The organism is Paenibacillus sp. V4I3, assembly GCF_030817215.1.
Lineage (GTDB): Bacteria > Bacillota > Bacilli > Paenibacillales > NBRC-103111 > Paenibacillus_E.
Map to the genome: position 1 here is coordinate 4,855,900 of NZ_JAUSZA010000001.1, position 14,832 is coordinate 4,870,731.

Below are 14,832 nucleotides of genomic sequence, written 5' to 3' on the forward strand. Positions count from 1 at the left end.
GAAAAACTAATGAAAATGACATTTAAGAGGAGTGGCGGAGATTAGTATAGGTGTCCATTGAAAGCATTTTTGAGAATTAAGATAAAATGCTAAAAAGTATTACTCCTAGTACGATCATGAGGAGTCCAAAAATAATAAGTCCTTTTCCAGTACTGCTTTTTTCAGGATCATTATCTAGCGCTAATTTCTTCACCCATTGATACACTTGCTGATAGGAGACCTGAAAGTGGTTCGCTGTCTTTTGATAATTATGCTGATGTGCCAGACAGTATTGAACCATATCGATCCGTTCCTGCCACGTCGTAGTGCGACTCTTTGTCATAGCTGTTGCTTCCCCTTTATAGGCTTTTAAGCTGCTATGACCATTATACTTCTTAATCCAGTTGGAGAGCTGTGTTGTACTCGCAATCTTATATTTATCGATAATCTGGTATTTTGATAGCTTACCATCCAGGTAATCCATCACCGCTTGAAGCTTAAGCTCTGCACTATAACTTCGATTATGAGTACGAATTTCCAGCCCTTCATAACCATTGATGTTGTAACGCCGCCGCCATTTCATTAAAGTCGTTTTGTTGATACCGTATTTCTTCACTGCAGCGTTAAAACCAATTTCTCCACTTTTTATTTGCTCAAGTATAGCGAGTTTCTTCGAAGCGCAGTATTTTCCGTTAACCATGAAAAAGCTCCCCTAACAATAGAAGGTTTTATTATTTCACCTGTCTACTGTTAGGGGAGCATATCAGTGGCAGCCTGCTCTTTTTATTAAGTTATAGGGAGGAGTGTGTATCAGTTACCGCTATTGGATCGTCCATTATTTAAGATTAAAGTTGCTGTTGAAGCCTATTACATTTGTTGCAGTTCCAAAGCAACGCAAGTGATGCGTGATGTAAGTCACAAACATTCAAATACTTACGAATAATATTTAGTGGAAAAAATTAACTAAAGTCCATTAATGGGAGGGAATTTTTGGGTAAGGAAAAAGCATCGTTATTGCTTATATATTACTGATCTTTTAGGGTGTATCGGTGCTCATCGTTTTTATTTTAAGAAGTTTGCAACGGGATGTTTTCAATTAGTACTGTAATATGTGTCATACTCAATTACACTCAACCATTAAGGAGAATTAATATGAAAACCCGAATATTACTCGTTTTGATTATCCTACTAGGTTTTTTTCCGATTACGAAGTCTCAGGCGGCTGAAACACGCCCGATATCGGTCCTGATGAACGGCAACGATGTCCAATTTGAAAACCCTACGATTGTGGAGGACGGCAGTGTGCTTGTGCCAATGCGAGGGATTTTCGAGGAAGTGGGAGCAACGGTCCGGTGGTTCGCCGAGACCCAGACCGTGGAGGTTCAGCTTGGGGGAATCAAGCTCACTTATACAATCGGAGAAGTGGTCGTCTATAAGAACAACTCCGAGTTTAGGCTGGAAACCCCTGGTCGAATTGTTAATGGGACTACCTTGTTGCCGGTTCGCTTTCTAGCGGAAGCAATAGGGGCGGAAGTAGGCTGGAATGAAGATGCCCGTACTGTAACCATTGTCTTTTCCGTGAAGCGCAACATCCTAGTCGAACAGGTGATGGACGGGTTGTATCTTACGATCCGATATAACGATGGGGCCGAAAAGGGCGAAGCAGATACGGTTCGGCTTGCCGGTATTGCCCCCATTCATAACGGTCAAGAGGCGACGGCATATATCAGGTCGCTGTTGCAGGATGATCCGAAAGTATCTATGGAAATCCGAGGTGAACGTGACCGGAACAAGCATTTACATGCGGCTGTGTACTTGGAGGACGGAGCTTTTTTGAATGCGAAGCTTGTGGAAGAGGGCTATGCGGAGATAAGCCTAGATCTTCAAAATGACGGATTAAAGAATCAATTCGCCCTGCTGCAGAACGCAGCGTCGCAGAATAACGTGGGCAATTGGGCAAAGCACGAGACGTCCCTTCCACCTTCCATACGCAAAATGCACATCACTACCACCAACGTGGTGGTGGTGACTGATGAAGGGACTTTATGGACATGGGGGCAATTTTACGAGAGGCCGACCCTGATTCTGGAGGATGTTGTGGAGGCAAAAGTGGATAGCGATGCCGGCATTGCTCTAAAGAAGGATGGCACCGTATGGGTCTGGGGCTTTAACAATGCCGCCTTATGGGGTACCGGTGAACAAAAATATGAAACGACCGTCATCCCCAGGCAAGTAGAGGGACTCCGAGACATTGCATCTGTGGAGATGGCTCATTCCGGCGTTTTCGCGGTTGGCCGAGACGGACGCGTATTCGCGTGGGGATCAAACTACAATGGCAAATTAGGACAAGCGTACAAGTTGAACGAGATCATCTACAAAAAGCCTTATCAGACCTCATGGGCGGATGTCCGCTCCGCCAGCCCTGGCTTTGACTTTACGGTGGTACTCAAGAAGGACGGCACGGTCTGGCAGACTCAGCCGACAAGTTCCGAATTGAAGCACCTCGGCACTCTCAACGACATTGTTGCCGTTTCGAACAATAATAATTTTGCGGTGGCTCTCCAAAGCGATGGCACCGTCTGGACATGGGGCGTCAAAAGCGTATTCGGTATAGGAAATGCCGATAATCCCGAACCATTGCGTGTGGAAGGTCTAGCGAATATCTTACAGGTCGATGTCGGTCATGATCATGCTCTAGCAGTAGACCGGGATGGAAATCTGTTTGCGTGGGGTAGTAACGAGTACGGGCAGCTTGGAAGCTTGGAGATCGGGTATAGCTCAACTAAGCCATTCAAGGTGCCGCATCTTGGATCAGTTAAGGCTGTGGAAGCTGGCAACCGTCAATCCTTGATACTTAAGCAGGAAGGAACGCTCTGGGGAGTCGGCGCGAACGCGCATTATATTTTGAGCACAGATACCCTGAGAGATCGATATGAGAGCAATGTACTCTATCAAAAACAACTAACGCAGATCAAGTTGAACCTTCCGGCGTCCTGATTAAGGGACGGTGTTTTTAACTAATGCGAGTCAGATTCTAGTAAAGCTAAAATTATTAGATGAACTGGGAGGGTATTTCTATGAAATTAGACGAGTTATGGATGCTGTATGAAGCTGATAAACGAACATTGGGGTTCAGTCCACATACATTAAAAGCTTAAAGCTTACTATCTTCAGTTAAGATGTTGATCCGCGAAATAGGTAATCTCGAAATAGAGGAGATATCTTTAAATCTGCTAAAAGACTATTTGGCCAAACAAACAAAGCGATTAAAACCAAGCAGTTTAGGACACCGGATCCGCTTTGTGCGTTCTCTTTTTCGCATGTCATCCGACATCATCACTAGACTTAAACGCATTTATCGGGTGACAAGAACTTTATCCCATTCCCGACGGATGGCTTGAAGCGAATGAGGTGGATAAACGGAATCTGGCCTTACAGATTAAACGGACAGGATAGCTTAATCTTATTTATAAAAAAAGGTTTTTTCTGGAAACCGGTGAATATATTTAGCAGGATGTCTTCATCATGGATAATCGTGAAGAGAGGAGAGGGTATCTTGCAGAAGAAGATAGCGGTTGAGTTAGTTGAAGTGGCGCCTTTCAAGGCCTTGGCAGTACGGACGGGGATGACACCTGACAAGAGCGGCACGCGGGTGGCGTGGAGCACGCTTACAGCGCAGGTCCCCATTAGGGATGAGAGACTCACTGATGTGCCCTCAGCGTATGTGCTCATTCCGCAGGAGCAATGGAGCAAGCAAGTCGATACGCTCTGGGTCGGACTGGCGGTTCGCGAGTTCGGAGATGTACAGGATAGCATTGAGACTCTGGAGGTAAGTGGAGGGCTCTGTGCGAGCGCCCGCGTGTACGGGAATGAGGCACACATGTGGCTTGTATATGATGCGATGTTTGCGTGGCTAGAGCAGTCGCCCGATTATGAGCTCGATCGGCGTGAAGGAGTACTCGGGATGGAGACGGTTCCGCTTGAACCGTTGAACGCTCTCACAATCCCCTATACGGAAATCGAAACATTCGACTTTACGATGCTATACCCGGTGCGCAAAAAGTCGGGGCTTTAATGCACAATTCAAAGAAGCCACTCCATGTCATTGGAGTGGCTTTATACTAAGGGGAGACAATAGTTAAATCTCATTAAGGCGCCTTGTGGCAGTCTTTTTTCAACGGGAGGTTAGCTCAATAAGAACCCGACGCAACTTCAGGATTTCCTTAGGCTGCATAGGACCGCTAGGGAACTATGCAGTGGAGGAGTTCGGCTCGAACCATGGTTTTTGATGTGACTAATGATAGCGGGAAATCAAAAAAGAACCTGGGTAGCTTTATCAGGTTCTTTTATATTGCATATAAACAGACACGATGATATAATCAAATTACGACTTTTACAATTTACATGGGCATAATTATTGTATCCTACACTTTAATAATACCATGCCGGTAAACTCTTGTCAAATGTTTTTTCTCAATTTAATGGTTAGGAGAGATATTGAATGAGTTCTTTGGTTCTCGGTTTTCAGGAAATGGAAAAAACGCAGCTTTTGCTCGTTGGCGGAAAAGGGTTAAATTTAGGGGAATTATCAAAAATTGAAGGAATACAAGTACCAGAAGGATTTTGTGTTACTACAGTGGGATATCAAAAAGCCATCGAACAAAACGAAACGTATCCTGCTTTGTTGGATCGACTAACAATACTAAAAGTAGAAGATCGAGCTCAAATTGGTGAAATCAGCAAGAAGATTCGACAAATCATTATGGAAGTAGAAATTCCTTCCGATGTTGTGAAAGCAGTTACTCACTATCTCTCCCAGTTTGGTGATGAACATGCTTATGCAGTGCGTTCTAGTGCGACTGCTGAAGATTTACCACATGCCTCTTTTGCTGGTCAACAAGACACCTATTTAAATATCATCGGCAAAGAAGCAATCTTGCAGCATATCAGCAAATGTTGGGCTTCCCTATTTACGGATCGCGCGGTAATCTATCGTATGCAAAATGAATTTGACCACAGTCAAGTTTATTTATCCGTTATCATTCAAAGGATGGTTTTCCCACAGGCTTCAGGGATTTTATTTACCGCTGATCCAATTACTTCCAACCGAAAGTTGCTATCAATCGATGCCAGTTTTGGACTTGGAGAAGCGCTGGTCTCTGGCTTGGTATCTGCCGATAGTTATAAAGTACAGGATGGGGAAATCGTCAATAAGAGGATTGCAACCAAAAAATTGGCTATCTATGGACGAAAAGAAGGCGGAACTGAGACAAAGCAGATCGATCCTGATCAGCAAAAGACTCAAACACTTACTGAACAACAAATTTTACAACTGGCACGCATCGGAAGACAGATCGAAGCATATTTTGGTTACCCACAAGATATCGAATGGTGTTTGGTTGATGATACATTTTATATTGTCCAGAGTCGGCCAATCACGACCTTATTCCCCATCCCTGAAGCGAATGATCAAGAAAATCACGTCTATATATCTGTTGGTCATCAACAAATGATGACCGATCCTATGAAACCACTGGGATTGTCTTTTTACCTGTTAACGACTCGTGCACCCATGCGTAGAGCTGGCGGAAGGTTGTTTGTTGATGTTACACATATGCTTGCTTCACCTGTCAGCAGACAAATGATCATAGATGCCTCGGGAAAATCCGATCCGCTCATAAAAGACGCACTCATGACCATCGTAGAGCGAGAAGATTTTATAAAATCGTCACCAGATGATGGTAAAAAAATACCTAGTTCCATTAAAAGCAATGAAGATATATCGTCTTCGGATTTTCAAGCACAAATCGAAAACGATCCGACAATCGCTTCTGATTTGATTAAGAGTAGTCAAACATCGATAGAAGAGTTAAAACAAAATATCCAAACGAAATCAGGATCAAATTTATTGGATTTTATTTTAGAAGATATCCAGCAATTAAAAAAGATTTTATTTGACCCACAAAGTACGGCTGTGTTTATGACTGCTATGAATGCTTCATCATGGATCAATGAAAAAATGAACGAGTGGTTAGGTGAAAAAAACGTAGCAGATACCCTTTCTCAATCTGTACCAAATAATATTACTTCGGAAATGGGATTGGCGCTATTGGATGTCGCAGATGTGATTCGTCCTTATCCAGAAGTCATTGATTTTTTACAGCATATAAAAGATGATAACTTTTTGGATGAACTGATTAAGTTTGATGGTGGACAGGAAACTCAAGACGCTATCTATGCGTATCTCAATAAATACGGCATGCGATGTGCCGGAGAAATCGATATGACTAAAACTCGTTGGAGTGAAAAACCAATTACACTTGTCCCGATGATTCTGGGTAACATCAAAAACTTTGAGCCTAATGCTGGCAATCGGAAATTTGAGCAAGGGCGACAGGAAGCTTTGAGAAAAGAACAAGAGTTATTAGATCGATTGAAACAATTACCGGATGGTAATCGAAAAGCCAACGAGACAAAACGAGTGATCAGCCTAATCCGGAATTTCATCGGTTATCGGGAATATCCAAAATACGGCATGATTAGTCGCTACTTCGTATATAAGCAAGCTTTACTGAAAGAAGCCGAACAACTCGTACAAGCCAACGTTATTCATGAAAAAGAAGATATATACTACCTTACTTTTGAAGAACTTCACGAAGTCGTACGCACAAACAAACTGGATTATCAAATCATCAGCAAACGAAAAGATGATTACAAATTTTTTGATAAACTAACTCCCCCACGTGTAATCACGTCTGATGGTGAAATCATTGCGGGTAAGTACAAACGAGAAAATCTTCCGGCGGAAGCCATTGTAGGTCTGCCTGTTTCTTCCGGAGTAATAGAGGGACGAGCACGTGTCATCTTAAACATGGAAGATGCTGATCTAGAAGATGGAGATATATTAGTCACCTCCTTTACTGACCCTGGCTGGACACCATTGTTTGTATCCATTAAAGGACTAGTCACCGAAGTTGGTGGACTGATGACCCATGGAGCAGTTATCGCACGTGAATATGGCTTACCAGCAGTTGTCGGAGTAGAAAATGCTACCAAACTGATAAAAGATGGGCAACGAATTCGCGTGCATGGAACAGAAGGGTATATCGAAATATTGTAATGGCTGAATACGTCAAGTAAGAGCCTCTGTTATAATGGACGGCATTAAATGCAACCTGTCATGGATAAAAGGGCGGTTACCCTGTTCGTCCTTTTATCTACCCATCTTAGTTAGGTAATTGGCAGTAAATTTATTGCAGTAATGGAAACGATAGCACAATAATAACACAGGCTGCCGAGATACTGAGATACTGGGCAGCCTGTTCAAGTAACGGGCATAAAAGTTTCGAGTTTGACGGTGCAAAGGAGCATTAACAATGAAGATTTGGGAATAAAAAGCGATAATAAATTCGGTGATTTTCAGCTTGTAAATTTCGAAAAAAAAGGCGGTGTTTTTTTAAAGGCATTATGCGAGCGGGAATGAGATAAAGTTCTTGTCATCCGACAACTGTCGGGTGACAAAAACATTATCTCATTAATGGCCGCGGAATTCGCGGCTTTTCTGTTTTATGGGATAAAGTTCTTGTCAAAACCAAATGACAAGAACTTTATCCCATTCCCGATTCTGACAAGAACTTTATCTCATTCCCGACGGATGACAATAAAGGAGGTTAGGTCGGTTAAAATATAGCTGAAATCTGGACTTACTTTTAACGGGCAGGTTAGTTATAACTCAAATCGCATGGTAAAATGTGGATTAAGGAGGGGGTTTATGGGTTCGCGGTTGATGCATTTAATAATTGGTGAGATGGTCGCTTCTAGCCTTGCTGTAAGAAACAAGAGAGATTTTTTAATTGGTTCAATTGCGCCTGATGCTGCTTTCTCGTTTGAAAGGAAAGTTATTACACATTATTTCGAAGGAGATGTAGACAAAAGAACTAGGCAAGTAAATTATGAAAGATACATTGCTACATACTTATCTGATATAAAGGATGACTACTCGTTAGGATATTTGACTCATTTAATTTCCGATAACGTGTGGATGGAGTATATCTATTACCCATATGAATTGAAGCAGAAGCAAGACTTAGACCCGACCTTTTTATCAAGATGGCATTCAGATTTTAGAAAAATGAATACAAAATTACTTTGCCATTATGATATGGGATACCTAAAAGATTGGTTGGAGATTGATGCTCTCCCGAGAGAAATAGATTATGTAACTCAAGACGACTTACAAAAATTTATTGAAGAGATGTACGGAGATTTTGAAATTATAGAAAAAAATAAGGATTGCGAACTTGAAGTATATAATTTTGATGACATTATCGAATACATAAACTTATCGAAATCTATGGCTATTGCTGTCATTGAAGAAATTACTTCTGATTCCACACACGATTAAGCTAACGAGGAACGATAGTGAAGGAGCTTGCATAGCTGCAGCTCCTTTCTTTGTTCATTCAAGTAACGGGCAGTAGATTTAAGGAAATTTTATACAAATACTAAACTAACAATATATAATAAGAGAAAAATGGAGGACAAAATATGGCACTAAATTTTGAAACAACTCGTTTATTACTTAGGTTTTTTGAGTTATCTGATGCAAGAATGGTTCAACAACTAGCAGGCAACGAAGAAGTAGCACGCACAACTCTAGCAATTCCTCATCCTTACCCAGATGGTGCAGCGGAAGAATGGATTGAAAATGTTCGTCAATCCTCAGAAAAAGGGGATAGTTATGCTTTTGCGATGATAAAAAAGGAAGATGGATCATTGATTGGCAATATGAGTATGGGAGTATCTCGAAAGCATAAACGTGCTGAACTTGCTTACTGGGTAGGTCAACCATTTTGGGGGCAAGGATTTGCAACAGAAGCTGCTCGTAGGATCATTCAATTTGGATTTGAAGATTTAGACTTAAATCGCATTTTTACCGCTGCAATGACAAAAAATCCTGGGTCATATAAGATAATGAGAAAAATCGGTATGAAAGAAGAAGGCACTTTCCCTCAGCATGTATTGAAGTGGGGAATCTACGAAGATTTAGTGTTTTACGGAATGGTCAAATCAGATTATTTAAAAGAAGGCTTGTTAAGCTAACGAGGAACAATAGTGCAATGACGACATGGCTGCCGATAACAAGATTATCGAATAAATGTATACTCGAAATTATACAAATAAGGGGATCTGCTCATGCAAGGGTATAACGTTCTTATGATATATAGTAAAGATATGGATCGGCTGCTAATGTGCAAACGATTAAAGAACCCCTATAAAGGTTTAAGTAATCTGGTTGGCGGAAAATCGAGAGTGGAGAAACGGGGATTGAAGCTGCTTACAGAGAACTATTTGAAGAAACCAGCATTTCAAGAGAGGATGTAACTTTGCATCATGTAATGGATTTTAAATACTATTTGCATCATTGCTATGTTGAAGTTTATGTCGGCAAATTGAAGAGTAACGTCATGGTCTCAGGGGATGAAAATGAATTATATTGGTCTGATTTGAATCAAGATTATTTCGACATGACCCTATTTGCAGGTGAAGGAAATATAGGGCATATGATTGAACAAGTGAAGATGAGCAAAAGTATACTTCTAACTGATTAAACGCTTCCGCTCAACTAAGCGGAGAACGTTAGTTGAGTGAGACCTATAAATACATAGTTGTAACTACTACTTCACAACTTATTTGTATTTTAGCCTTTTTGTACCAAGCAACCACTTCAGAAATATATTTGTATTTTATTTTCACAATGAAACCAGCAATCCCTTGAGCTTGCTGGTTTCATTCACTTCAAAACTTATTGTCCTCCAACTTTCCGAGGGACGGGCAAAAATGTGCAAATATGATAATATGTATTTTAGATGTGGAATCGCTTACTATTACTAATGTATTGAAAAGAGGTAGTCACTTTGAAATTAGTTGGTGAAATCAATGAAATATACCGATATCCTATAAAGTCGTTTGCAGGAGAGAGTTTGGAAACTTGCGAAATTGATACGTATGGATTATATGGCGACCGTTATTGTGCCTTTTATGATGAAACAAAAGAAGGATGGGAAAGCTTTTTTACCGCTAGAGATATTCCAAACATGCTTACATATAAGACAAAACTTGTCGACGAGGTAGTAAGTATAACATCACCTGATGGACAAACCTTTAGCTGGAATGAAGATTTATTAGATGAAATCCAAAGATACTCCAAAAGAAAAATGTCAATGATGAGCTACAAAGCACCAAACCCTGAAAATCCTGAACTTATGTCTGTCGATATGGCTAGTGTCCTGATTATCACAGACGCTACATTACGAAAACTTGAAGCGATATGGGGAAAGAGATTAGATAAACGTCGTCTTAGAGCAAACTTAATTGTTTCATTAGACGAAAATGCATTTAATGAAAGCGATTGGATAGGTAGGCGATTATCAGTGGGTAGTGCAGAATTACAAATTGATATTTATTGTGAGCGTTGTTCAATGATTACAATCGACCCTGATACTCTTGAACGTGATACTTCTCTGTTAATGAAAGTAAATGAGGAGATGAATTTAAACGCAGGCGTCTATGCTTCAGTTAAGAGGACGGGACAAATTCAAGTCGGTGACAAGGTATATTTAGTTGATTAACTTAAAAACTAAATAAATGCTTATTGTGCTACCGCAGAACGATAGTTGAACATTCAATAAGACCAAGGCTGCCGGCATGATCGGCAGCCTTTCGTTCACCTAACGGGCAGTTTAGTTGAAAAGATTCAATGCTTCTAATAATAATTGACTCAAGAACATACGTTTGATATTGTGGATAATAGTTCCACAACACTTTTGGACCTGTTAGTGTTATATGTGAAGAGTGCAAAGGGATTTCGCATGTGGAGAAAAATTATATAAGGAGCCATGATTATATGGACTTGGAAGAACAAAGGACTTGGGGCGAAAACCATAAGGCATTAAATGAAATCATATTAAAGCCCCAAGAACATTATCAAGCGGTTCAGTTATTTCTTTCTCTTCATGCCTGGATACATTCTTCAGCGGTTGAACAAACGGATAAACCAACATTGGAAGATGCAATTTTAAGCAACTTGGATGAAAACACCTTTAGAAAATATCCAGTAAATCTCCCTAATACAAAAAATTCGATTGCATGGCACCTATGGCACATAACTCGAATCGAGGATATGACTATGAATATTTTGGTGCTTAATGACCAACAAGTTCTTTATTCTGAAAATTGGTTTGAAAAAATCAATACAAATTTCACTCACTCTGGTAATGAAATGAGCGAAGAGGACATTGCAGAGCTCAGTTCAAGGATAAATCTCGAGTCATTAATAGCCTATAGAACAGCCGTTGGCAAGCAAACGCGAAAAATCGTGTCCACGATGACACCCGGACAGTTAAAAGAGAAGGTTGAAAAAACCAGAATCAAACGATTGTTTGATGAAAATGCAGTTACTGCAAGTGCTAATTGGTTGGCTGAATACTGGGGCAAAAAGAGTATAGCCGGTCTAATGCTTATGCCTGCAACAAGACACATTTTCTTACACTTGAAAAAGTGCATTCATATAAAAGAAAGATTAGATAAACGAACCAATGTAACAAAAAATTGAACTAACGCAGAAACAAGAGCTCAATAAACTACACCATGAGGCAGCGCGGATTTCGATAGGCAGCCTAGTTAACTTTAAGAGGGGACATGTCTAGTGAAGATAGGAATTGTTGGTGACTATAATCCAGAATTTCCATCGCAGATCGCTACAAATAATGCACTTATTCATTCATCTAAGAAATTAGGAGTCTCTATCGAGCAAAAGTGGATTCCTACAACTACTATTTCTGAACAAATTGATACCATTAAAGAAACATATCAAGGTTTTTGGATAGCTCCCGGTTTCCCTTATTCTATTGATGGGGTATTAAGTATTATTGAATTTTCTCGCGAAAACAATGTGCCTTTGTTAGGAACTTGCGGTGGGTTTCAATACATCATTATGGAGTATGCAAGAAACAAATTGATGTTGAAGGAAGCAGGACACGAAGAACGAGATCCTCACTCAGCTCAATTAGTTATTAGTAAACTTACTTGTTCATTATTTGGTCAAACAGGCGAAATTATAATAAAGAAACCTTCGAGAGTGTTTGAAATTTATCAAGAAACAAATGTAATTGAGCAGTTTAGGTGTAATTATGGACTTAGTCCAGAATACGAAGCTCAAATTCATGAAGCTGGATTTAAAATAGTTGGAACAGATTCCATGGGAAACCCAAGAATAATTGAATTACCAGAACACAATTTCTTCATCGGTACGTTATTTGTTCCACAATTAAAATCAACCTCGGAAACCCCACACTGCATCGTTGATTCCTTCATTGGTTCTGTAATTAATCAGGTTCAGAATAACCCTGAATTAAAGAAGAAAGGATCTGCCCATTGAACTAACGAGGAACTATAGCTCAATAACCAGCATGAGGAGGCAGCCGATTGAAACCGGCTGCCTCCTCCCCGCTAACGGGCACCCGAATTTGCGTTTATAGATTTAATGGAACATAGCTAATGTATAACATAAATGTAATTAGAAGGGTTTAAGGTGAGAATTTGGAGGAATTAATGAAGAGACTACTAATATATTTTCTTGTTTTTATGGTTATTTTTTCATTATGGACACTTATATCGCAAAGAGAAGCGAGACAAAAAGCTCTAGCTCACACAGGGGCAGGGTATTTTGAGGTAAAGAATACAAAGATTGTTTTAGATGAAAAAGGTGTATATTGGAAGGTTGCTGTAAGAGATAATTCAATAAAAGAAAAGCCATCAGAATATACTGCGAATGTAAGCTATATTACTAGTGAATTTAAATAGCTATGGCAGTTGCCACTACGCTAAACATTCCTGTTAGGGCTAAGAAATAGCCTTTGTCAAAAAAGGAGCGCCTCGGTATGATGGGTTTGTCGACGGGTTTGTAACCCAATACCATCAAGGAGGCGCTCTCACTATGAAGTTTAAACAAACAGACGGACAAAATCAACGTATTGAACGAATTACCACTTCTCATCTTGTTGTGGGCATCGACATTGCAAAGGAAACTCATGTCGCACAAGCGACTAATTTTCGTGGCATCGTACTTTCAAATCGTCATCTCACATTCTCAAATACAATTGAAGGCTTCGAAAAATTAATACGGTGGATCGATGGACTGAAACAGAAACACCGTTTACAGGGACTCATCATTGGCATGGAGCCGACTGGACATTACGGGTCAAACCTGGCTAATTGGCTTGCCGACAAGCATATACGTTGTCATGGTGAATCCGGCCACCACCAAAAGAAACAAGGAGAATCGCGACAATAGTCCATCTAAGAATGATCCGAAGGATGCGCTTGTCATTGCCGACGTAGTCAGCCGAGGATTTTACTATGAATACTCTCGACAAGCTGCAGTCTTTCAAAGGTTGCGAACAATGATGAGTGATCGGGAGTATTGGGTGACAAATAGTGTACGGCTGCAGAACCGAATCATCCGCTGGATAGATATTCGCTTCCCTGAGTATTTTTCTGTGTTTAAAGATTGGACCTGCAAACGCTCCTTGGCTACGCTTAAGGAATTCCCATTTCCGCAAGATATAGAGTCTCTGTCAGTATCTGAGGTGATCACCGCTTGGAGAGCGCATATGCAGCGAGCCGGTGGTTCCACTGGCATGCAGAAAGCTGCACAACTTATCTCTCTAGCTAAGCGAAGTGTAGGCGACAAGACTGCTTCCAATGAAGCGAATCAGGATTTACACCGACTATTGCAAGAGTTCGAAAGGATTGTTGAAATACTAGATGAAATTGAACAAGATATCCAAAAATTGCTCTGTGAAATTCCTATGGCCGATCAGCTTCGATCTATCAAAGGCCTAGGCTCAATCTGTACGGCAGCTATTCTTTCAGGTGCTGGTGACCTTAGACAGTATGCGCATGGGCGTCAATTATTGCGTAAAGCAGGCTTGAACCTAGCCGAAAGCACGTCGGGAAAACGTAAAGGACAGATCGTGCTTTCTAAAAGAGGCGATGCCACGCTGCGAAAATATCTATACCTGGCCACGATCCAGCTCGTAGGGAATAATCCTGTGTTCCGACAGTTGCATGAGAATAATGTTCAAATCAAGCATATGAAGAAGCAACAGTCTGTATTTAAACTGCTTGGAAAACTGGCACGAATCATCATTAGTATTGTTCAAAAAGGAGAAACTTTTTCTCCTGAGATAGCTGCCCCAACGTTTACGCAAGCTGCTTAAAACGAACTTAAAGATCACATAGATTGACTCATTCGCAGGATTTCAAAAAAGAAAGCACGGAGAACCGAGCTACTGCCCGGCAAGGGCTTCAGACCCGTCCGCTAAACGCTATCGGTCTCCACGCCTTGGTCAGGTGTAACGAAGGAATGTGAGGGCATAGACCCGTTGAGCCATGGGATGGTGAACACCAAGGAGAAAGTGGAGTATGCGTGCAGAAGAATAGACTTGGAGAAATGTTCCACACGTTTCTTCTGTTCCCGCATATCCAAACATGGAACGACGGTGTTTAATAAGCTTACTTTCTGGACGACAGCTGTTATACATGGCGATGAAATCCTGCGAATGAGTGAGTAAATGTGAGATAAACCCTTAAAACCGAGGGACGGGCAGTTATCTTCAATTACTTATGTTAAAATATGGTCATAAGTGGTCAAATCATCGAACGCAGTATAATGGTTATTAAGAAAATCAATGATCTTTATAATATTTCGATTGGATGCTCAGATAAAGATGAGATAGAACTATGGAAATGTTGAATTTGAATGGCGATGTATTAAAAATTTGCTAGTCA

The 14,832-nt window shown here is 40.7% G+C and carries 14 protein-coding genes and 1 pseudogene; 14 read left to right on the forward strand and 1 reads right to left on the reverse strand.

The annotated features are described in order from the left end of the window. Positions 1-76: 76 nt before the first annotated feature. Entirely contained in the window at positions 77-679 is a 603-nt protein-coding gene (locus QFZ77_RS22315) for a helix-turn-helix domain-containing protein (protein WP_307442768.1), read from the reverse strand. Positions 680-955: 276 nt separating this feature from the next. Between QFZ77_RS22315 and QFZ77_RS37905 the strand changes: the two genes are divergently transcribed. From QFZ77_RS37905 to QFZ77_RS22380, 14 genes and pseudogenes are all read left to right on the forward strand, one after another. After that, complete coding sequence (locus QFZ77_RS37905) at positions 956-1,087, forward strand: NINE protein (protein WP_373462637.1); 132 nt, start codon at positions 956-958, stop codon at positions 1,085-1,087. A gap of 44 nt (positions 1,088-1,131) precedes the next feature. Further along, the gene (locus tag QFZ77_RS22320) at positions 1,132-2,976 is read left to right on the forward strand and encodes a stalk domain-containing protein (RefSeq protein WP_307442769.1); all 1,845 of its coding nucleotides are present in this window, start codon (positions 1,132-1,134) and stop codon (positions 2,974-2,976) included. A gap of 655 nt (positions 2,977-3,631) precedes the next feature. Beyond that, positions 3,632-4,054: a hypothetical protein gene (locus QFZ77_RS22325; RefSeq protein WP_307442770.1), complete on the forward strand. Its 423-nt coding sequence runs from the start codon at positions 3,632-3,634 to the stop codon at positions 4,052-4,054. A 426-nt stretch (positions 4,055-4,480) separates the two neighbouring features. Beyond that, positions 4,481-7,099 carry a phosphoenolpyruvate synthase gene (ppsA, locus tag QFZ77_RS22330; protein ID WP_307442771.1) on the forward strand — a complete coding sequence of 873 codons (2,619 nt, stop codon included), beginning with the start codon at positions 4,481-4,483 and terminating at the stop codon, positions 7,097-7,099. Between the two features lie 651 nt (positions 7,100-7,750). After that, a complete protein-coding gene (locus QFZ77_RS22335; RefSeq protein ID WP_307442772.1) occupies positions 7,751-8,383 on the forward strand; it encodes a zinc dependent phospholipase C family protein in 633 nt (210 codons plus the stop codon). Between the two features lie 143 nt (positions 8,384-8,526). Next, positions 8,527-9,081: a GNAT family N-acetyltransferase gene (locus QFZ77_RS22340; protein WP_307442773.1), complete on the forward strand. Its 555-nt coding sequence runs from the start codon at positions 8,527-8,529 to the stop codon at positions 9,079-9,081. Positions 9,082-9,174: 93 nt separating this feature from the next. Then, the gene (locus QFZ77_RS22345) at positions 9,175-9,363 is read left to right on the forward strand and encodes a hypothetical protein (protein ID WP_307442774.1); all 189 of its coding nucleotides are present in this window, start codon (positions 9,175-9,177) and stop codon (positions 9,361-9,363) included. Next, complete coding sequence (locus tag QFZ77_RS22350; protein ID WP_307449739.1) at positions 9,306-9,590, forward strand: NUDIX hydrolase; 285 nt, start codon at positions 9,306-9,308, stop codon at positions 9,588-9,590. Before QFZ77_RS22345 ends, QFZ77_RS22350 begins: the two co-directional genes overlap by 58 nt. A 306-nt stretch (positions 9,591-9,896) precedes the next feature. Further along, positions 9,897-10,610 (forward strand): MOSC domain-containing protein, encoded by a 714-nt coding sequence (locus tag QFZ77_RS22355; RefSeq protein WP_307442775.1) that lies wholly within the window; start codon positions 9,897-9,899, stop codon positions 10,608-10,610. A gap of 275 nt (positions 10,611-10,885) precedes the next feature. Beyond that, positions 10,886-11,593, forward strand: coding sequence for a DinB family protein (locus QFZ77_RS22360; protein ID WP_307442777.1), 708 nt, complete (start codon positions 10,886-10,888; stop codon positions 11,591-11,593). Positions 11,594-11,686: 93 nt separating this feature from the next. After that, on the forward strand, positions 11,687-12,418 hold the full coding sequence (locus QFZ77_RS22365) for a CTP synthase C-terminal region-related (seleno)protein (RefSeq protein ID WP_307442778.1): 732 nt from the start codon (positions 11,687-11,689) through the stop codon (positions 12,416-12,418). 173 nt (positions 12,419-12,591) lie between these two features. Then, entirely contained in the window at positions 12,592-12,843 is a 252-nt protein-coding gene (locus QFZ77_RS22370) for a hypothetical protein (protein ID WP_307442780.1), read from the forward strand. Positions 12,844-12,976: 133 nt separating this feature from the next. Then, positions 12,977-14,261 (forward strand): annotated as a pseudogene (locus QFZ77_RS22375) (IS110 family RNA-guided transposase). A gap of 165 nt (positions 14,262-14,426) precedes the next feature. Further along, the gene (locus QFZ77_RS22380) at positions 14,427-14,615 is read left to right on the forward strand and encodes a hypothetical protein (protein ID WP_307442781.1); all 189 of its coding nucleotides are present in this window, start codon (positions 14,427-14,429) and stop codon (positions 14,613-14,615) included. Positions 14,616-14,832: the final 217 nt, after the last annotated feature.